This is a genomic window from Saccharothrix variisporea, assembly GCF_003634995.1.
GTDB lineage: Bacteria > Actinomycetota > Actinomycetes > Mycobacteriales > Pseudonocardiaceae > Actinosynnema > Actinosynnema variisporeum.
The window spans coordinates 2310141-2329050 of the sequence record NZ_RBXR01000001.1; the positions used below are offsets into that span (position 1 = coordinate 2310141).

Sequence of the window (18910 nt, forward strand, 5' to 3'; positions counted from 1 at the left end):
GAGGTGGCGGACCGGCCCAGGGGGACGACTCCCTTCCGTGCCGGCTCTCACAAAGGACCTCCGCGATGCCACGCGACCTCACCGACCCCGCGCAGGGGCCGCACGCCATGCAGCTGCTGCTCGACCGCATCCTTTCCGCGCTCGACGTGCCGGAAGTGCGCCTGATCCGGGAGAACCCGGAGGTGGCGGTCGAGGACAACTACGACAACCTGGGCTACACACCGGACGCCGTGACCCGTGACGCCCGTTACACCCGCTACACCACGCCCGGCCGGATGCTGCGCAGCCACACGTCCGCGATGATCCCGCCCGCACTGCGGGTGCTGGGTACCGAGGAGTGGGACGACGTCGTCCTGGCGTGCGTCGGGATGGTGTACCGGCGCGACACCGTGGACCGCGTGCACTCCGGTACTCCGCACCAGCTCGACCTGTGGCGGATCTCGCGTGAGCGGGCCGATCTGGACGAGCTGATCGACACGGTGGTCACGGCCGCGCTACCCGGGATGCGCTACCGGACCACGCCCGCCACTCACCCGTACACCACGGCCGGACGGCAGATCGACGTGCTGGTCGACGGCGAGTGGCTGGAGGTCGGCGAGTGCGGCCTGGCCGCTTCGCACGTGCTGCGGCGGGCGTGGTTGCCCTCGTCGGCGCACGGTCTGGCGATGGGCTTGGGCCTGGACCGGTTGCTCATGCTGCACAAGGGTGTCCCGGACATCCGCCTGCTGTCCGCGACCGATCCCCGGGTGGCCTCCCAGATGCTGGATCTCACGCCCTACCGGCCCGTGTCCAAGCACCCGCCGGTGCTGCGGGACATCTCGGTGGCGGTGGGCGCGGAGCAGGATCTCGAGACCGTCGGGGACACCGTGCGGTCGGTGCTGGGTGAGCTGGTGGAGGCCGTGCACGTGGTGAGCGAGACGCCCGTGTCGGAGCTGCCGCCGGCCGCCGTGGCGAGGCTGGGCGCGGTCGAGGGGCAGAAGAACCTGTTGCTGCGCTTGGTCCTCCGGCACCCGACCCGGACGTTGACCGACGCGGAGGCCAACGCGGCCCGCGACGCCGTGTACGCCGCGGTCCACGAAGGGTCTCTGTCCGTCAGTGCATGCGCGCCTTCTCGGGGGTGAAGACGAAGGCGACGTTGAAGAGGTCGGAGAACCGCTGGACCGAACCGAACGACCGGATGGCCAGGTCCTCGTACTTCTTCAGGAAATCCGGGTGCTCGGCCGCGGGCGGGACGTCCGCGGCCTGGGCCAGCGTGCCGGTGAAGAGGGTGAGCTGGTGGGCGAGGCCTTCGTCGTTGAGGTGGAAGGAGGCGCGCGGGTTGGCCTTGATCCGTTCGAGCCGCTTGGCGCTGGGCTGGGAGTAGAACAGGACCCGGTCCTCGTGCCACAGGAACCAGACCGGCGCCGGCTGCGGCGTGCCGGCGCGGTCGACCGAGGTGATCCAGCCGATCATGCGCTCGGACAGGTCACGGGCCACCCGGGCGCCCAGCGCGGTCGACGGGTCGGGCAACAGGCTCATTGATCACTCCAGTGGTCGTCTGATGATCGCCGGCGACTGGTGGTGATCGCCGGCAACTGGTCACCGCCAACGCCGTGTCGCGGACCACTATTCCGGCTTCCGGTGCTCGTTGAGGTAGTTGTAGATCGTGTAGCGGGTGACGCCGAGCACACCGGCGAGGTGGTCGACGGAGTCGCGGATGAGGAACAGGCCGGCGTCGTCGAGGATCTTCACCACTTGCGACTTGTGGGACTTCTTCATCAGCTCGACGGGGACGCCGACGCTGCGGACGGCCCGGTCGACCAGGACCCGCTGGAGGGTGTCGACGTCACCGGGGAAGGTCTCGACGGGTTCGATGGGTTCGGTGGCGGGCCGGCCGGGGTCGCTGTTGACGCAGAGGCAGCCGATCGCCACGCCCCGGGCGTCGCGCAGGAAGACGGTGGAAGAGCGGATGGGCCGGCCGTCGGGCGCGTAGGTCTCGTAGCCGGAGAGGTCCTGGGTGGTGCCCCGGCGGACCAGTCCGAGGAGGAGGTCGGTCATGGGGCCGCCGACCTTGCGGCCGGTGAGGTCGCCCGCGATGGCGACGATGGAGTTGGGCAGCGCGGAGAGGTCGTGGAGGACGACTTCGGTGCCGGGGCCGAGGGCGTCGGCGAGGCTGTGGACGGTCGGGATGAGCGCGGCGAACACGTCGGCGGTGGGTGCTTGGTGGGGCCTCCGGCCCCCGTCTCCATTCTCCCACCCGGGTACGACAGTGGTCCTCGTGGCGGTGCCGGAGGAGGTGAGGGTGGTCAGGGCCTCGGTGAAGCGGGCGATGCTCTCCGGCTTGGTGGAGACGTGCGGGGACACGCGGATGTGTTCCGGGCGGATGGTCGCCGTGATGCCTGATCGGGTGAGAGTCTCGCCCACCAGTGTGGACGGGAGGTCGCCCACGGTGAAGGCGAGGATGCCTGCCCGCCGGTCCTGCGCCGAGACGACCGTTCCACCCGCCTCCCGCACCACGTCCGCCAGGGTGTCGACGTGCTCGGCGATCCGGGCCTCCAGCGCCGGGACGCCGGCGAGTTCCACCAGCTCCAGGGCCGTGGCCAGTGCACCCGCCGCCACCGGGCTCAGGTTGGTGATCGACCAGCCCGCCGCGCCCTCGGCCACCGGGTGCACCGCACCGTCGAACAACCCGGCGTCCTCGGCACCCGTCCACCCCGACACGACCGGCTCCAGCCGCTCCAGCGCCCGGTCCGACAGCACCATGAACCCGGTCGACCACCCCGCCCGCAGCCACTTCTGGCCGCCCACCACCAGCACGTCCGCCACCGACCACGGCTCGTCCACCACGCCGAAGCCCTGGATGCCGTCCACGACCAGCAACCGGTCGCCGAGGACGTCCCGCAGCGCCGCCAGGTCCGCCCGGTAGCCGGTCCGGAAGTCGACGGCGCTCACCGAGAGCGCGGTGGTCCGGGCGGTCAGCCCGTCCCGGACCGCCTGCGGGGTCACGGGGGCGGGTGGGAGCGGGCGGACGGAAGCGCGGCCGGACCGGGTCCACGGGTAGGTGTTGGCGGGGAACTCCGCGGGCGACACCAGGACCTCGCCGGACAACCCCAGCGCCACCTGGAACAGGCCCGTGCTGGTGTTGGGCAGCAGCACGACGTGCTCGGTGTCCACCCCGCACAGCCGCGCCACCGCGGCCTTCGCCCGGACCTCCTCCCGCATCAGCTCGTCCACAGTGGACGGCCCGGCCGCCGCCGAGCGCTCCAGCAGCCGCGTCGACTCCTCCACCACGGCGTGCGCGGGCGGCCCGAACCGGGCGAAGTCCAGGTAGCCCTCCGGCTCGGCGAACTGGATCAGGTAGGAGGAGGGGATGCGCATGATCAGAGCACCTTCGCGAGGAACTGCCGGGTCCGTGGTTCCCGGGGATTGTCCAGCACCTGCCCCGGCGGCCCGGACTCGACCACCGCGCCGTCCACCAGGAACACCACCTCGTCCGCGACCTGCCGCGCGAACCCGATCTCGTGCGTCACGACGATCATGGTCATCCCGTCCCGCGCGAGGTCCGCCATCACGTCCAGCACCTCCCCCACCAGCTCGGGGTCCAACGCGGACGTCGGCTCGTCGAACAGCATCAGCGACGGTCGCATGGCCAGCGCCCGCGCGATCGCCACCCGTTGCTGCTGCCCGCCGGACAACTGGTGCGGGTACGCGCCCGCCCGGTCCGCCAGCCCGACCCGTGCCAGCAGCTCGGCGGCGTCCGACAGGGCCTCGCGGCGGGGCACGCCCAGCACGTGCACCGGCCCCTCGGCGACGTTCTCCACGGCGGTCCGGTGCGGGAACAGGTTGAACCGCTGGAACACCATCCCGATCCCCCGCCGCTGCCGCGCCACTTCCCGTTCGCGCAGCTCGTACAGCCGTCCACCGCGCTCCCGGAAGCCGACCGGCTGCCCGTCCACCCAGATCCGCCCGGCGTCGATGGTCTCCAGGTGGTTGACGCACCTGAGGAACGTCGACTTCCCGGCACCCGAAGGTCCCAGCAGGCACACAACCTGGCCCTGTGCCACGGAAAGGTCCACACCCCGCAACACCTCGACCGTCCCGTACGACTTCCGCACCCCGACCGCGCGCACCACGCTCATCGGGCGACTCCCTTGCCGTAGAAGCGTTCCAGGAAGTGCTGACCGACCGACGCGAGGCTCACCACGACCATGTACCAGGCCGCGGCGGCCAGCAGGGTCTCCATGATCTGGAGGTTGCGGGACGCGATGTTGTTGGCCGCGTGCACGAGTTCCAGGAACCCGATCACCGACGCCATCGACGTGCCCTTGAGCATGTTGATGAAGTTGTTGCCGGTGGGCGGGATGATCACACGCATGGCCTGCGGCAGCACGACCCTCCGCAACGCGACCACGGGGGTCATGCCGATCGCCTTCGCCGCTTCGACCTGGCCGTGGTCGACGCTGTTCAGCCCGGCACGCACGATCTCGGCCATGTAGGCGCTCTCGTTCAGGCCCAACCCGAGCAGTGCGGCGACGAACGCGGTGATGAGCACGTTCGTCTTGGCCTCGAACAGCATCGGGATCGAGATGTGCTCGAACACCAGCGCCAGGTTGAACCACAACAGGATCTGCAACAACACCGGCAACCCGCGGAACAACCACACGTACCCGGCCGCGAACCACCGCGCCACCGGGTTCGCCGACCGCCGCAGCAACGCGATCCCGACCCCGAGCACGATCGCCCCGGCCTGCGCGCACACCGCCAGCACGATCGTGTTCCACAGGCCCCGCAACATGATGTCGTGCACGAAGAACCCCGGCACGGCCGCGTAGTCGATCTGCGCGTCCGCGAGCGCGAAGCCCAACGCGACCAGCAGTCCGAGGATCACCACGCCGCCGACCCAGCGCCCCCAGTGCCGCAGCGGGACTACGGGCAACTCGTCACCGGCCATTGATGGTCGCCTTCGCGATCGCGCCCTGCGTGACGCCCCACTTGTCCATGATCTTGCGGTAGGTCCCGTCGTCGATCAGCGCTTGGAGGGCCTTCTGGATCGCCGTCGCCAGCTGCGGGGTGCTCTTGTTGACGCCGATGCCGTAGGGGCCGCCGTTGATCGGGGCAGCGTCGACGACCTCGAAGAACTGGCCGTCACCGGCGGTCTTGGCGACGTAGACGGCGGTGGGCAGGTCGTTGAGGATGGCCGTGACCCGGCCGGTGCGCAGCTGGTTCTGGTTCTGGGTGTCGCTGTCGGTCGCGGTGACGGCGATGGACCCGGTCGGGCAGGGGAAGGTCTTGGCGTACTGCTCCTGGCTGCTGCCCAGGTTCACGGCGACGGCCTTGCCGCACAGGTCCTGCGGGGCTTTGATGCCGTCCGGATTGCCCTTGCGGACCATGATCGTGATGCCGGACGTGAAGTAGTCCACGAAGTCGATCTTCTGCTGCCGTTCGGCGGTGTCGTTCATCGCGGCCATCGTGACGTCGATGCGGCCGGCCTGGAGGCTGGTGATCAGGGAGCTGAACGCCATGTCCTGGTGCTCGGCCTTGAGCCCGAGCTTGGCGGCGACGGCGGTGATCAGGTCCACCTCGCTGCCGATCGGGGTCTTGCCGTCCTCGGCGTAGAAGTTGTTCGGCGGGTTCTGGATGTTCGAGCCGACCCGCAACTTGCCCGCCTGGGCGACCTGCGGCGGGACAAGCGCGGCAAGGCCGTCGTCCTTGGCGACCACGGGTGTCTCGGTCGCAGGTGGGGCACTGTCGGGTTCGGGGGCGCACGCGGCGAGCACGACCAGGACAAGAGCAGGGATCCAGCGGGTCATAGGCCACCTCCTGGAGCAGGTGGCTCTGGAAGTTACAACTGTTTGTTGAAGACGTCCACAAGTTGTTGAATGGAATCTCGGGGTTCGCGCGCGCGTTGACCCGGGTAACCGGGGGCGAAACCCCCGAGTCGAGGCGAGGAGAACCCATGGCGACGGTGGAGCTGACCACGCAGAACTTCGACGAGGTGGTCGGCGGTTCCGACTTGGTCCTCGTGGACTTCTGGGCGGACTGGTGCGGCCCGTGCAAGCAGTTCGCGCCGGTGTTCGAGCGGTCGGCCGAGAAGCACCAGGACATCGTGTTCGGCAAGGTCGACACCGAGGACCAGCAGCAGCTCGCGGCGGCCTTCCAGATCCGGTCGATCCCGACCCTGATGATCGTGCGCGACGGCGTCGTGCTCTACGCCCAGCCGGGTGCCCTGCCCGAGGCGGCCCTGGAGGACCTGATCGACCAGGCCCGCAAGGTCGACATGGACGAGGTCCGCAAGCAGGTCGCCGAGCAGCAGGCCTGACCGCGACCAGTCGGCGCGGGTAGCGGGAGTCGACTCGGCCCCGTACGCCCGGCTCGCGCGGCTCCGCTCGCGCTGCGACCCGCCTGCAGGCGCAGGCCCGCCGGCCTCCGGCCCCCGATCCCATTGTCCCACGAGGGACCGACAGGATCGTGGGGCGGAGGCGGCCGAAGCGGTGTCGGCACGCACGCGGCTAGGAGGTAGCGGGCAGGCTGAGGGGTAGGGCGAACAGCTTGAAGTGGTCGTCGCCGATGAAGGACGTCAGCTCGGCGATCAGGCCGTCCCGCAGCGTCAGCACCGTGATGGACCAGGCGTCGTGCCGGTCCTCCCCCTCCCGGCGCAAGTAGCAAGCCACCGCCGGCTGCCCGTTCGCGCTGGTCACGACGTGTCGCCACGCCCCGCAGGTGGTCATCGGCACGCGGGAGACGAAGTCCATCACCGACTCCCGGCCCCGGTACCAGTGCGGCATCGGCGGCATGGACCACGTGACGTCCTCGGTGAGCAGGGCCACGAAGGCGTCCGCGTCGCCGCGCTCCAGAGCGGCGGTGTACCCCGCGACGACCTCGCGGACCCGGGCGTCCTGGACCTTGCTCAGCGCGGGCAGTCCGGCCGGCCCGCCGACCTTGGCCGTCAGCACCCTCCGTGCCCGCGCCAGGGCCGAGTTCACGCTGGTCACGGTGGTCTTCATGACGTCGGCGATCTCGGCGGCGGTGAACCCGAGCACCTCGAACAGCAGCAGGGCCGCGCGCTGGTTGCCGGGCAGGTGCTGCAAAGCCGCGACGAACGCCAGCTCCACGGCCTCGCGCTGCTCGTACCGGGCGTCCGGGTACGGCCCGAGCCACGCCACGTCCGTGCGCGGGACGTGCTCGCCGACCTCCGTGCTCGCCGGGCCGAGGTCCACCGGCAGGGCACGCCTGCCCCTCCGCTCCACCACGTCCAGGCACGCGTTGGTCGAGATCGCGTACAGCCAGTTGCGCACCGACGACCGCCCCTCGAACCGCCCGAACCCGCGCCACGCCCGCAGCAGCGCCTCCTGCAGGGCGTCGTCGGCGTCGTGGACGGACCCGAGCATGCGGTAGCAGTGGGCGTGGACCTCGCGCCGCAGGGGTTCCACCAGGCGGGTGAACGCCTCGTGGTCGCCCGATCGGGCGCGGGCCACGTCCGGGTCGCCGGGCTCGAGAACAGGAACCTCGCTCACGAGCGACGATTCTGCCCCGCGCCGGGAGTCACCCCTCTCCGAACGCCGGAACAGCCGGTTCACCGACTCGGAGGAACCCCGATGAGCCACACCGTCACCGCCGACACGCTCCGCGTGGACGACGCCACCCTGCACTACGAGCTGCGCGGCAGCGGGCCGCTGGTCGTGCTGGTCGGCGCGCCGATGGACGCGCGGGCGTTCGAGCCGATGGCCGACCTGCTCGCGGCCGACCACACCGTGCTCACCACCGACCCGCGCGGCATCCTGCGCAGCGCGGTGGACGACCGGGACCGCGACTCCACGCCCGAACTGCGCGCCGACGACCTGCGCCGGCTGGTCGAGCACGTCGGCACCGGCCCTGCCGCGGTGTTCGGGTCCAGCGGTGGCGCGGTCAGCGCGTTGGCGCTCGCGCAGCACCACCCGTCCGCCGCGCACACCGTCATCGCGCACGAGCCGCCGCTGGACCAGCTGTTGGACGACCGGGAGGAGCTGCGCGTCAAGACCGAGGACATCGTGGCCACGCACCTCGCCGGCGACGTGCTGGGCGCGTGGAAGAAGTTCCTCGCAGTGGCGAACATCCACCTGCCCGACGAGGTGGTCGAGCACATGGCCGCCGCCCAACAGGACCCGCAGGCCGCCGCCGACGCCTGGTACCAGAACGCCCGGATGCTGCTGCCGACCACCCAGTGGGTGCCCGACCTGGACGTGCTGCGGACGACGTCCACGCGGGTCCTGGTCGGGCTCGGCGAGGAGTCGACCGGCCAGCTGTGCGACCGGACCTCGCGGGCGCTGGCCGCCGCGCTGGGCGTCGAGCCGACGATGTTCCCCGGCGGGCACGTCGCGTTCGCGGAGGACCCTGCCCCGTTCGTGGAGCGCCTGCGCCCGCTGCTGTGACGTGTCCGGTGTGCGTACACCGTGCGTGATGTGGGTAGTCCTGGGCCGATGAGAGGAGACGGCCCATGAACCACGTCGCCAGCGACCGCGACCCGTCCACCGCCGAGCTGGTCAGCCGGCTGTCCGAACAGGTCAGCCGGTTGGCCCGGGACGAGATCAGGCTCGCCGTCGCGGAGGTCAAGGACAAGGGCAAGCACGTCGGTGTCGGCGCGGGGCTGCTGGGCGGTGCCGGGGTGCTGGCCTGGTTCGGCGTGATGGCGCTGATCGCCGGGGCGATCCTGGCGCTGGCGCTGGTCATGCCCGCGTGGGGCGCGGCGCTCGTCGTCGCCGGCGTGGTGTTCGCGGTGGCCGGCGTGCTCGCCCTGATCGGCCGCAGGCAGATCGACCGGGGCACGCCGCCCATCCCCGAACAGGCCGCGGAGAGCGTCAAGCGGGACATCTCCCAGGTGAAGGCGAGGGCGCACCGATGAGCAAGGACAACCCGCAGAACCCCGCCGAACTGCGCGCCGACATCGAGCGGACGCGCGGCGACCTCGGCGACACCGTCGAAGCGCTGGTGCACAAGGCCGACGTGCCGGCGCGGGTAAAGGAGGCGGCGCACGAGAAGGTGGACCAGGTGAAGGACAGCGCGCAACAGGGCGCGGACCGCGTGAAGGACACCGTGCAGCAGGGTGCGGACCGCGTGAAGGAGACCGCGCAGCAGAGCGCGGTGCAGGTGAAGGAACAGGCCGCGACCGTCGCGGAACGCGTCAACACCGCCGCCGCCGTGGCCGCGGAGAAGGCGCAGGAGGCGGCGTCGAAGGTGACCGTGCAGGCCTCCCAGGTGACCGACCGGGCCGTGCAGGCCCTGCCGCAACCGGTCGCCGAGCAGGTCCGCCGCCACCCGGCCGCGCTGGCGCTCGGGGCGGCTGCGGCCGTCTTGGTGCTGTGGCGGCTGGTGAGGGGCAGGTCATGAACAAACTGCTGTACCGACCGCTGGGCATGCTGTTCAGCGTCCTGGGCGGCCTGGCGGCGTCGCGGCTGTTCGCCCAGGTGTGGAAGCTGATCAGCGGCGACAAGGTCGCACCGACCGCCACCCAGAAGGACCGCGGGTGGGGCGAGGTCCTGCTGGCGGCCACCGTCCAGGGCGCGATCTTCGGCCTGGTGAAGGCCGCGATCGACCGGGGCGGCGCCACCGGCTACGACAAGCTGACCGGCGAGTGGCCCGGCGACACGGGCGACGTGGACAAGTAGCTCACAGCGGCCCGGTGACGTGGAGCAGCCGGTCGAGGGCGGCCACCAACTCGGCCGCCCGCCCCGGTGCATACCGCTCCGCCCACGCCCGCGTCCGGTCGAGGAACGCCATCAGGTCGCGCTGCGCGGACTCCAGAAGGCCCGGCAGCGCGACCTGTTCCACGTCCACGTACCCCTGGCGCCGGTCCTCGTCCACCCACACCCGCACCACGCCGTCGAGGAACTCCGGCTGGGGTGACGGGTCGTGGCCCAGGTAGGGGATCTCGCCGCGCGCCACGTCCGTCCAGTCGCGCCAGTCCTCCAGCCCGCAGCAGCACCCGGGCTCGACCACGACCCCCGGACCGCGCACCACCAGCCCGCCCGCCACCACGACGTCGTCGGCGGTGATGACCCGCTCGACGGCCGCGGGGAGGTCGGCCGGCGGCTCGCGGTCCGCACAACCCGACAGCACCCAGTACAGGGCCGTCCCGACCTGATCCGCCGTCATCGCGGCCCCCAGCACCAGCCACCGGGCCGGTTCCGACACCGGCCACAACCCGAAGCTCTGCGACCGGGAGTCCTCGATCACGGGTACCAACACCGGCTCAGCGTAGGTCCGCGGTCAGAACCTCGGCGTGCGCTTTTCCAGGAACGCCGCCACGCCCTCCGCGTACTCCGCGCTGTGCACGGCCGCGTCGTACAGGGCCTGCACCGCCGCGTCCTCCTCCACCTGCCCCGCCGTCACCCGGTTGACGATCTCCTTCGCCCCCCGCACGCTCACCTGCGCCCGCGACGCGATGACCTCCGACAGCTCCTTCACCCGCGCGTCCAGGTCGTCGTGCACCTCGTTCACCAAACCGATCCGCAACGCGGTCGCCGCGTCGATCAGTTCGCCGCTGAACAGGATCTGCTTGGCCCACGCCGGACCCACCACGTCGACCAACTGCTTGGTGGACGTGAAGTTGTACACGATCCCCAGCTTCGCGGGTGTGATGCCGAACCGCGCCCCGGAAGAAGCGATGCGCAGGTCGCACGCCAGCGCGATCTCGCACCCGCCGCCCACGCAGAACCCGTTCACCGCCGCGATCGTCGGCTTGCCCAGCGTGGCGATGGCCCGCTCCCCGTTGTGCACGGCCTCGCTGTACCGAGCCGCCCCGGAAGCGCCAGCGCGCAGGGTCGAGAACTCGCTGATGTCCGCGCCCGCCGAGAAGTGCTCGCCGCCCCGCACGACCAGCACCCGCACCTCGGGGGCCGCCGCGACGGTCGCCATCAGCCCCGGCAGGGCCGACCACATCTCGTAGCTCATGGCGTTGCGCTTGGCGGGGCGGTCGATGGTCAGTGTCGCGACCGGCCCGGACGTGTCCAACCTCAGCGTCATCACCGGAGGGTAAGGCCCCAAGAGCACAGGCACCCCGTGACCGCCCTCACGTCAGCCACCAGAACGTGAACCCGCCGACCACCAGTCCCATCGCGACACCGCCGACGACCTGCGCCACCGTGTGGTCCCGCAGCGCCACCCGCGACCACGCCACCAGCGCCACCGCGGGCGAGAACACCAGGGTCCACCACCCGAACGTCACCACGAGCACCGCCAGCGCCCCGGACGCCACGGCCGCGTGCACCGAGATCTTCCACCCCCGCCCGCCGGGCACCGGCCACAGGAACGTCACCCCGATGCTCACCAGCAGGCTCAGGAACATCGACACCGCCAGCGCCAGCATCCGGTGCGGCGCGCCGCCCCACACCAGCAGCACGATCCCGACGCCCAACGACAAAGCGCACGTGAACAGCGGCACCAGGCGGCCCTCGCGGTTGGTCACGTGGTGGCCCTGCCACCGGCCCCGCCGTGCGCCGCGCACGACCACGAGCATCGGGATCACCGACCCGCACACCCCGACGACCGTCCCCCACACCACCGTCGCCACCGGGTCGCCGGTCGCGTGCCAGGCCACCAGCAGCGGCAGGCTCAGCACCAGCACCCACGGCGCGAGCAGCTCCGTCACCACTCGGGCGAGTAACGGCGGCGTGGAGATGGCCATGCAGCGCAGCGTAAAGCGCGGTGGCCGCGGGCGACGGCAAGATCGCCCACGACCACCGGGCCGTGTGACGGGACTACTGGCGGTACGCGTTGCGGGTGTAGGTCAGGCTGAAGGTCCCCCGGTTGGCGAAGTACACCGACACCAGGTACGCCGGGTCGGTGGCGAGCAGGCCGCGTGGGACGTCGCTGCCGTCGTTGCCGTCGTCCCAGCCCCATGCCGTATTTGCGGCGTTGTCTTTACCGTTGTCGCCGCGGAAGGTGCCCCAGCTCGCGTAGGTGGTCGAGTCGTTGCGCCGCGCCCACAGGCCGCCGGACGCGAACGAGTCCACCAGGCGGTAGCCGACGGAACGGTCGTTGCCGCCCGAGGGCACCTCACCCGTGGTCGACGGGACGTACACCACGCCGTCGCCGCCGGGGAACTCGGTGCCGTTCCACGCGTACAGGCCGTGCCCCTTGGCTTCCTGCCGCGTGGTGGGCCGGCCGTCCTGCAGCAGCAGCGTGCCGTCCACGCTCTCCCGGCCGCTGGTGAAGGTGCTGCCGGCGGGCACGTACGAGTAGAAGTCGCTGTGCGCCACCGTGACCACGGCTTCGAGCTTGCCGTACACCGTGCCGTCCTTGCGCACGGTTGCCAGCAGACCTTCCATGTCGTTCTCGTGGGTGTACTGGCCGAACGGGTCCGGGAAGTCCTCCCAGTCGCGCGGGTGGTAGAAGCTGTAGACCAGGAACCAGTGCGTCGAGGTCTCCACCACCGAGTAGTACGCGGCGCCGGTCAACCGGGAGACGGTGTCGTCCTGGCTCTCCCAGTTGTTCAGGGTGTTCCACTCGCCGTCGAAGTCCACAGTGGACACGTAGTCGGCGTCGTAGTCGGACGAGTCGGTGTCCTGGTAGTGGACCGGTGCCCAGTGGAACGCCAGCTCGGCGTCGGTCGCGGCGGACGCGGGCGAGGTGAGGGTCGCGGTGAGCGCTGCCGCGGTCAGCAGGACCGCAGCGGCTTTGCGTGCAGGGGACAAGGTGCTCCACCTTCCTGACAGGGATGTGGCCCGTCGGCAGAGCCAACGGGCCACGCGGAACCCTGCGGTGAAGCGGCGACCAACGCAAGGCGTTGATCAGATGAGCTTTACGGGGACACGTAGAAGCTGCGGTAACCCGTACCCGACACGGTCCCGTCGGGCGTCCGGCTCGACACGGCGATGTCGAGGTTCCCCTGGGAGGTCGGTGTGTAGGTGAACCTCGCCGTCCCGTCCGCGCCGACCGGCACGACCTGTTCGGCGCCGAAGCGCGCGCTCCAGACCACCTCGTGCGACCCGGCCACGTTCGGCGTCGCCACGAACTCGATCGGCTGACCCACCCGGCCGGTCGACGGCCCGCCCTCCGGGTACTGCGGGCTGGTCAGGGTGGGCGGCGACGACTTCACCGGGAACGAGTAGGACCCGCGCTCGGTCTCGACCCCGGTCGCGGTCACGCCCGTCACGCGCACCCACTGGAAGCCGGGCGCCTTGGGCGTCCACCGGACCGACACCCGGCCGTCCGGACCCGCCGGCACCTTGCCCTGCTGCCCGTCGCTGAACTCGTACCGGTACTCCGCCACCGGCAGCCGCGGCGAGGGCGCGAAGGTGAACGTGCCGGGCACGCCCGGACCGCCGCTCTCCCGGCCGGACGGGTAGTCGGTGCTCGACACGACCGGACCCGGGGCGGTGACGGTGAAGTAGTCCTCACCCCAGCCCGAGCGCACGGACGACCGGTTCAGGCTCGCCGCGCGCACGCGGTGGAACCCCGTCCGGGTCGTCGTGTACTCGTACCGCGCCGACCCGTCCGCCCCGACCGGGACGACCACCTCGGGCTCGTCCCCGACCTGGAAGACGTAGGCGTGCACGCCTTCCCGCTCGTAGAACGGCTCGGCGACGACGACCACCTTCTCACCGACCACCAGGTCGTACCGGTCGACGTAGACAGTCGGCTCGTACTGCACGACGTAGAAGTCCCGGTCGGTGATCCCCGACCGGAAACCGGTGCCGTTCACCGTCCAGACCTTCAGGACGTGCCGGTCGTTCTCGGCCGCGTAGAAGGTGAACGTGGCTCGTGCGGTGCCGTCAGGTCCGACCGCCACCTGCTGCGCCTCGCCGTCGTCCATGGTGTACCAGAACGCCGTCGCCCCTTGCTGGGTCGCGGTGAACACGATGTCCCGCGGCACGCCCACCTCGAAGATCGGCATCCTGACCCGCGGCGCGGTGGTGCCGACCCAGTAGCGGTAGGAGCGCAGCGGTGACCGGTTGCCCGCCCGGTCCACGCCGACGACCTCGACCGATACCGGGCCGTCTGTCGTGGGCGTCACGGTGATCGTGGCGGACCCGCCCGGCCGGTCGGCCGCCACCCGAGCGCCGCCGATGCCGATGCCCTCGTAGTCGAACGCGACCACGTCCGGGTCGCCGTCGCCGCTGAAGGTGAAGTCGCCCGGGATGCCCTCGCCACCGTCACCGGGCGGGCCGGCGTCCTCCCGGTAGACCGTGGAGGTCACGGTGGGCGCGTTCGCGGGCGCGGTGAAGTCGGCGGTGATCACGCAGGGCGCGGTCCACTCGGAGGTCGCGTGGCCGTCCTCGGTGCGCGCGGCGAAGGCGAACTGCCGGCCGTCCTGCACCATGTCCTCGGGGAAGTACCCGCCGATCACGCCACCATCGCCGGAGGCGGTGTGCTCGACGCGCTGATCGGGGGCGTCGACCGGCCAGAACGCCATCCGCGCCTCCAGGCCGCGCGTGCCGTCCGGGTCCGACACCACCGCCGCGACGCGAGGTCGCCGGGAGGAGGTGACGATCGGTTCGGCGCAGGACTGGTTCCCCACCCTGAGGTCCGTGGGCGTGCCGGGCGGTGAGTTGAAGGTGACGTTCAGCTCCGGGCGGGTCGACAGGCTGCGGCCGTACGCCACGTCGCCCTGGAAATCGCGGGCGATGCGGGCCACGAGCGTCAAGGAGGTGCGTCCCTCGGCGACGGCCCCCTTGACGATCTCGCCGAGGTCCCAGGACAGCCACGGGTTCGCGCACGGCGCGCCGGCGGCCGGGCCCGGGGCCTTGACCAGCTCGCGCGGCTGGAACGCCCACGTGATCGTCCCGCGCGGGTCGGTGCTCCACAGCTCGACCGCGCGCGGCTTGGCGCAGTCGTTCACCGAGGTCTCGTGAGTGGTCAGGGTGGCGGTGAACACCGTCGTGCCCTGCAACCGGGACAGGTCGAAGGTGAAGTAGGACTTGCCGATGTGGTGGAGGCCGCTCTCGTCACGCCACGAGCCGACTCGGGCGTCGCCCGTGGTGGTGGCGCGGAACGGGGTGCGGGAGTCGGTGCCGAGCCACCGGGTCGGGCTCAGCAGGGCGGAGTTCGGGTCCTGGGCCGCGGCGGCGGTGCCGGGCACGGCCAGGAGGAGTCCGCCGACCAGGGCGGCGGCGAGGAACGCGGCGGGCACGGGTCTTCCGGACGATCTCATGTCCCCCCTCGGGATAGGGTCGGTACGTCGAGTTTCCCTGGGGGACAACGGTTCTGTCCCGGCTTTCAGGGAGCCGGGAACAGCTTCGCCATACCGGGCGGAGGGGTGAACGGCCGCCAGTCGTCCACCGGTTGCGCCAAACGGTCCGCGACGACCCACCACACGGTCGTGTTGTAGCCGTAGCCGAGGTGGCTGGAGGCGACGGCCACGTTCTCCCGGCGCGGCCCCGGTTCCTCGATGCACGTCCGCCACGCCACGATCCCGTCCGAGCGGGAGTAGACCGACGTCGCCGGCACCGGGATGGGCGGCCGGGTGTGCTCGGGCGGCGGCCGGTCCGCGCCGGCCACGTAGAAGCGGGCCAGCAGCTGGTAGACGGGGTTGACCCGGGTCTGCCGGAGGTCGGTCATCGCGTAGGGGCTGCCGAGGGTGACGACCTGGCGCACCAGCTCGGGCGTCTCCCGGGCCAGTTCGCGGGCGAAGATGCCGCCCAGGCTCCACCCGACGAGGCTGACCGGGCCGGCCGCGGCCAACTCGTCCAGCAGCGAGCGCATCCCGGTGACGACGGAGACGGACGGCCCGATGTTGCGCCCCAGACCCCAGCCGTGGACGTCGTAGCCGAGCCCGGCGAGGAACTTCCGCAGCATCCCGGTGGCACCGTCCGCGGCACCCAGACCGGGCAGGACCAGCACGGTGTGCCCGTCCCCGCTGGGCGCGGCCCGCAGGAGGGACCGGGTGGCGGCGAACTGCCCGATGTCCACGACGGCCCGGGTCGGCTCGGTCAGGTACCACAGCAGACTCGGCGCACCACTCGAAGCCGGGGACGCGGCACCGGGAACCTCGGGCGCGGCGTCGAGGGCTGCGGGTTCGTCCGGCGGGACCTCCGGTAGTGCCGACATGGCGCCTCCCCCGCTCGTCGTCGAGCTGTCCCCGAGTTTCCATGATGTTTCTCAAGAACCGCTCGCACCAGCCCCGGATACGTCTCAACCGGGTATCGCCCGCGCTCAGCCGGCCTCGGCGATGGCTTTGACGTGCTCGTTGCGCACCCGGATGAGGTGGGGCATGTACCGGTTCAACACGAGCACCTCCGCCACCCGCCCCAGCACCCCGAGCGGCGCGGCGAAGGTGATGACGTCGCGCATCACCGTGCCGCCCCGGCCGTCGGGGGTGAAGTGGTGGGCGTGGTGCCAGTGGCGGAACGGTCCCCTCACCTGCTCGTCCACGAAGTGCGCCGGGGGTTCGTGCACGGTGATCCGCGAGGTCATCCGCCACGGCAGGCCGAAGTGCCTGGCCTCCCAGGTGACGGTGTCGCCGGGGCCGAGCCGGCCGCTGGTGACGCCGGCGACCGCGCGTTCGCCCGAGCCGGCCATGGACGCGGTGTGGGTCTCGACCTCCAGGGACACGTCGAAGACGCGCTGTGGCGGGGCCGCGATGTGGGTGGTCGCTTCGAAGTAGGTCATGTCGCCGCTCCGGAAGGGTGGCCGTAGAGCCCGGGACCGTCGATGCGCACCCCGGCCAGGAACGCCGACGAGGCCGCGTAAGACGCCTCCACCAGCTCGGCCGTGTGCCCGAAGTCCAGCGGGGTCACCGGCTGCACGGGCGGGCCGGGCAGGTACAGGACCGGGACCTGCGTGGCCGCCAGCTCGACCTCCAGCACGGCCTGGTTGCGCATGCCCAGCGTGGCCCAGAACAGCAGGGTCTCGGCCAGGGTGGCGGGCACGGTCGGCAGGTGGCCGGGGAACGCGCAGTCCAGCACCACCAGCGACCGCGCGCCCATCGCCAGCGCCTGCCGGATGGGGACGTTCGCCAGCACGCCGCCGTCGTAGAGCACGCGGCCCTCGCGGTGGACCGCCGGGTAGATGCCGGGGATGGCGGCGCTGGCCAGCACCGCCGACACCAGGTCGCCCTCGGTCAGGGTGACCGCCGTGCCGGTCACGCAGTCCACCGCGACCGCGCCGAAGGGCAGGGTCAGGGCGGCGAAGTCCGCGGCGCCGCCCAGCCCGAACTCCAGCACCTCGGCCAGGCCGGTGTTGGGGAACAGGTGCGTCTTGTGCTGCCGGAGGGTGCGGGCCTGGGCCAGCAGCCCGCCGGGGAACACGCGGGCGCGGGTCATGTGGTGCCAGATCTCGGCCAGGCGGGTGGCGGCGTGGGCCGGGTCGAGGGCGAGCAGGGCGCCGTTCACCGAGCCGACGGACGTGCCGACGACCAGGTCCGGCACGACCCCGCGCTCGGCCAGCGCCCGCAACATGCCGACCTGCCCCGCACCCAAGCTGCCCCCGCCGCCCAGCACGAACCCGACGGGACCCGGAAGTTCGATCACACCCGCATCGTCGCACGACCTCCAGGACGCCACCCGTCCTCCCGCGTGGCACGCCGGTGGCGGGTCGACCAGCCCTTCCCACGATCCGAACGCCCTTGGCCGGACGTCGGCCGGGGTGCCAGCATCGAGCCATGTCCCAGGCATCCGTGCTGTGCACGCGCCGCCACGTCGACTTCCGACGACAGGCGAGCGCGATGTGTGCCGTGCCCGCTTGACCAGTCCACTGTGGACACAAGCACGGGAGGGACACACCCATGCACACCCGCCGCAGAACCTCGACCGCCGCGACCGTCCTGCGCTCGGTGCTGGACAACGGTCCGGTCGCCCGCAGCACCATCGCGCGGCTGACCGGGCTGTCGCCGGCCGCGGTCACCCGGCAGTACGCCGAACTGGCCGACCTCGGACTGTTGCGCGAGGTGCAGGAGCGGCGGGTGCCGCGGGCCACCGTGGGTCGGCCGCACATCCCGGTGGACATCGACGTGGACCGGTTCGCGGTGTGCGGGGTGCACATCGCCGTCCCGCACACGACCCTGTCCTTGATGGACCTGCGCGGTCGCGTGCTGCACCAGGAGCGGGAGCCGCACGGCGAGCGCACGCCCGAGGCGGTGTTCGGCCGGGTCCTGGACCGGTTCCCGGCCTTCCTGGAAGCCACCCGCGCCGGCCGCACGCCGCTGGGCATCGGCCTGGCGACCGGCGGCTGGGTGGACCCCGAGCGCGGGCTGGTGGTCCGGCACAGCCAACTGGGCTGGCGGGACGTGCCCGCGCGGGAAGCGTTGGCACCACTGGGACTTCCCGTGCACGTCGAGAGCCACAGCCGGGCACTGGCCCGCGCCGAGCAGCTGTTCGGCGACCAGCGGACCCGGTTCAGCCTGGTGCACCTGTTCGTCGGCAACGTGGTGGACGCGGCGATCGCCACCGGCGGCACGGTGCACCACGGGCCGCGCTCGGCGTCCGGCGACGTGGCGCACCTGCGACTGGAGGGCAGCACCGCCGAGTGCCCCTGCGGCCGACGCGGGTGTCTCCAGGCCACCGTGTCCGACCGCGCGGTGGCCGAGCGGGCGGCGCGGGCCGGGCTGATCCCCGAACCGTCCCTGCCCCTGCTCCTCGACAGGGCCGAGCACGACTCCGACGCCCGGTCCCTGCTGCGGGAACGGGCGAGGCACGTCGGCCGGGCCGCCGGGCTGCTGCTGGACGTGATCAACCCCGAAGTGCTGGTGGTCACCGAGGCCGGGGTCATCGGTTTCCCGGAATGCCTGGCCGAAGTGCGCGCACAGGTCGGCGACCGGGCCACCGACGTCGTGCCGACGAGTTTCGGGCGCGATGTGCTCAGCGTCGCCGCCGGCTCGGTGGTGTTGGACGCCATTTACGGCAGCCCGCTCGACCTGTGCGCCTGATCAGTTAATTCACCGAATCGCAAAATTGACCTCAGCCCGATGCCGGGCGAAACTGTGATTACCCCAAAACCCATTCTGACCTGCGAAGGGGTC

The 18910-nt window shown here is 71.6% G+C and carries 21 protein-coding genes; 7 read left to right on the plus strand and 14 right to left on the minus strand.

Annotated elements, in window-relative coordinates; all coding sequences use genetic code 11:
- Positions 1–65 precede the first annotated feature (65 nt).
- On the plus strand, positions 66–1121 hold the full coding sequence (gene srmL, locus DFJ66_RS10025; protein ID WP_121220112.1) for a PheS-related mystery ligase SrmL: 1056 nt from the start codon (positions 66–68) through the stop codon (positions 1119–1121).
- Here srmL and DFJ66_RS10030 read toward each other — a convergent pair.
- From DFJ66_RS10030 to DFJ66_RS10050, 5 genes are all read right to left on the minus strand, one after another.
- The gene (locus DFJ66_RS10030; protein ID WP_121220114.1) at positions 1093–1518 is read right to left on the minus strand and encodes a TIGR03667 family PPOX class F420-dependent oxidoreductase; all 426 of its coding nucleotides are present in this window, start codon (positions 1516–1518) and stop codon (positions 1093–1095) included. The genes srmL and DFJ66_RS10030 overlap by 29 nt on opposite strands.
- A gap of 87 nt (positions 1519–1605) precedes the next feature.
- Positions 1606–3360 carry an aminotransferase class V-fold PLP-dependent enzyme gene (locus tag DFJ66_RS10035; RefSeq protein ID WP_397556271.1) on the minus strand — a complete coding sequence of 585 codons (1755 nt, stop codon included), beginning with the start codon at positions 3358–3360 and terminating at the stop codon, positions 1606–1608.
- Positions 3360–4118: an amino acid ABC transporter ATP-binding protein gene (locus tag DFJ66_RS10040; protein WP_121220118.1), complete on the minus strand. Its 759-nt coding sequence runs from the start codon at positions 4116–4118 to the stop codon at positions 3360–3362. Before DFJ66_RS10040 ends, DFJ66_RS10035 begins: the two co-directional genes overlap by 1 nt.
- The gene (locus DFJ66_RS10045) at positions 4115–4930 is read right to left on the minus strand and encodes an amino acid ABC transporter permease (protein WP_121220120.1); all 816 of its coding nucleotides are present in this window, start codon (positions 4928–4930) and stop codon (positions 4115–4117) included. Before DFJ66_RS10045 ends, DFJ66_RS10040 begins: the two co-directional genes overlap by 4 nt.
- The gene (locus DFJ66_RS10050) at positions 4920–5789 is read right to left on the minus strand and encodes an ABC transporter substrate-binding protein (RefSeq protein WP_121220123.1); all 870 of its coding nucleotides are present in this window, start codon (positions 5787–5789) and stop codon (positions 4920–4922) included. Before DFJ66_RS10050 ends, DFJ66_RS10045 begins: the two co-directional genes overlap by 11 nt.
- Positions 5790–5935: 146 nt before the next feature.
- Between DFJ66_RS10050 and trxA the strand changes: the two genes are divergently transcribed.
- Positions 5936–6298 carry a thioredoxin gene (gene trxA / locus DFJ66_RS10055; RefSeq protein WP_121220125.1) on the plus strand — a complete coding sequence of 121 codons (363 nt, stop codon included), beginning with the start codon at positions 5936–5938 and terminating at the stop codon, positions 6296–6298.
- A 190-nt stretch (positions 6299–6488) separates the two neighbouring features.
- On the opposite strand, the gene DFJ66_RS10060 is transcribed toward trxA, so the two are convergent.
- Positions 6489–7493 carry a sigma-70 family RNA polymerase sigma factor gene (locus DFJ66_RS10060; protein WP_121220127.1) on the minus strand — a complete coding sequence of 335 codons (1005 nt, stop codon included), beginning with the start codon at positions 7491–7493 and terminating at the stop codon, positions 6489–6491.
- Between the two features lie 81 nt (positions 7494–7574).
- Between DFJ66_RS10060 and DFJ66_RS10065 the strand changes: the two genes are divergently transcribed.
- The 4 genes from DFJ66_RS10065 (at position 7575) to DFJ66_RS10080 (ending at position 9620) form a co-directional block, all read left to right on the plus strand.
- Positions 7575–8387, plus strand: coding sequence for an alpha/beta fold hydrolase (locus tag DFJ66_RS10065; protein ID WP_121220129.1), 813 nt, complete (start codon positions 7575–7577; stop codon positions 8385–8387).
- 65 nt (positions 8388–8452) lie between these two features.
- Positions 8453–8857 (plus strand): phage holin family protein, encoded by a 405-nt coding sequence (locus DFJ66_RS10070; RefSeq protein ID WP_121220131.1) that lies wholly within the window; start codon positions 8453–8455, stop codon positions 8855–8857.
- Positions 8854–9342 (plus strand): DUF3618 domain-containing protein, encoded by a 489-nt coding sequence (locus DFJ66_RS10075; protein ID WP_121220133.1) that lies wholly within the window; start codon positions 8854–8856, stop codon positions 9340–9342. The genes DFJ66_RS10070 and DFJ66_RS10075 overlap by 4 nt, the downstream gene beginning before the upstream one ends.
- The gene (locus DFJ66_RS10080) at positions 9339–9620 is read left to right on the plus strand and encodes a DUF4235 domain-containing protein (RefSeq protein ID WP_121220135.1); all 282 of its coding nucleotides are present in this window, start codon (positions 9339–9341) and stop codon (positions 9618–9620) included. Before DFJ66_RS10075 ends, DFJ66_RS10080 begins: the two co-directional genes overlap by 4 nt.
- Position 9621: 1 nt before the next feature.
- Here the strand turns inward: DFJ66_RS10080 and DFJ66_RS10085 are convergent, their stop codons facing one another.
- The 8 genes from DFJ66_RS10085 to DFJ66_RS10120 all read right to left on the minus strand — a co-directional run bounded on the left by DFJ66_RS10085 (position 9622) and on the right by DFJ66_RS10120 (position 17420).
- Positions 9622–10200: a hypothetical protein gene (locus tag DFJ66_RS10085; protein WP_121220137.1), complete on the minus strand. Its 579-nt coding sequence runs from the start codon at positions 10198–10200 to the stop codon at positions 9622–9624.
- A 21-nt stretch (positions 10201–10221) separates the two neighbouring features.
- On the minus strand, positions 10222–10977 hold the full coding sequence (locus DFJ66_RS10090; RefSeq protein WP_121220139.1) for an enoyl-CoA hydratase/isomerase family protein: 756 nt from the start codon (positions 10975–10977) through the stop codon (positions 10222–10224).
- Between the two features lie 46 nt (positions 10978–11023).
- A complete protein-coding gene (locus DFJ66_RS10095) occupies positions 11024–11638 on the minus strand; it encodes a phosphatase PAP2 family protein (protein WP_121220141.1) in 615 nt (204 codons plus the stop codon).
- 73 nt (positions 11639–11711) lie between these two features.
- Positions 11712–12647 carry a hypothetical protein gene (locus DFJ66_RS10100; RefSeq protein ID WP_121220143.1) on the minus strand — a complete coding sequence of 312 codons (936 nt, stop codon included), beginning with the start codon at positions 12645–12647 and terminating at the stop codon, positions 11712–11714.
- 107 nt (positions 12648–12754) lie between these two features.
- Complete coding sequence (locus DFJ66_RS42585; RefSeq protein WP_170199246.1) at positions 12755–15106, minus strand: RHS repeat domain-containing protein; 2352 nt, start codon at positions 15104–15106, stop codon at positions 12755–12757.
- Positions 15107–15171: 65 nt separating this feature from the next.
- Positions 15172–16002, minus strand: coding sequence for an esterase/lipase family protein (locus tag DFJ66_RS10110; protein ID WP_121220145.1), 831 nt, complete (start codon positions 16000–16002; stop codon positions 15172–15174).
- A gap of 105 nt (positions 16003–16107) precedes the next feature.
- Positions 16108–16563: an SRPBCC family protein gene (locus DFJ66_RS10115; RefSeq protein WP_121220148.1), complete on the minus strand. Its 456-nt coding sequence runs from the start codon at positions 16561–16563 to the stop codon at positions 16108–16110.
- On the minus strand, positions 16560–17420 hold the full coding sequence (locus DFJ66_RS10120) for a patatin-like phospholipase family protein (RefSeq protein ID WP_425471111.1): 861 nt from the start codon (positions 17418–17420) through the stop codon (positions 16560–16562). The genes DFJ66_RS10115 and DFJ66_RS10120 overlap by 4 nt, the downstream gene beginning before the upstream one ends.
- A 257-nt stretch (positions 17421–17677) precedes the next feature.
- Here DFJ66_RS10120 and DFJ66_RS10125 point away from each other — a divergent pair, with 257 nt between their 5' ends.
- Positions 17678–18817, plus strand: a complete 1140-nt coding sequence (locus DFJ66_RS10125; RefSeq protein WP_121220152.1) for an ROK family transcriptional regulator — start codon at positions 17678–17680, stop codon at positions 18815–18817.
- Positions 18818–18910: the final 93 nt, after the last annotated feature.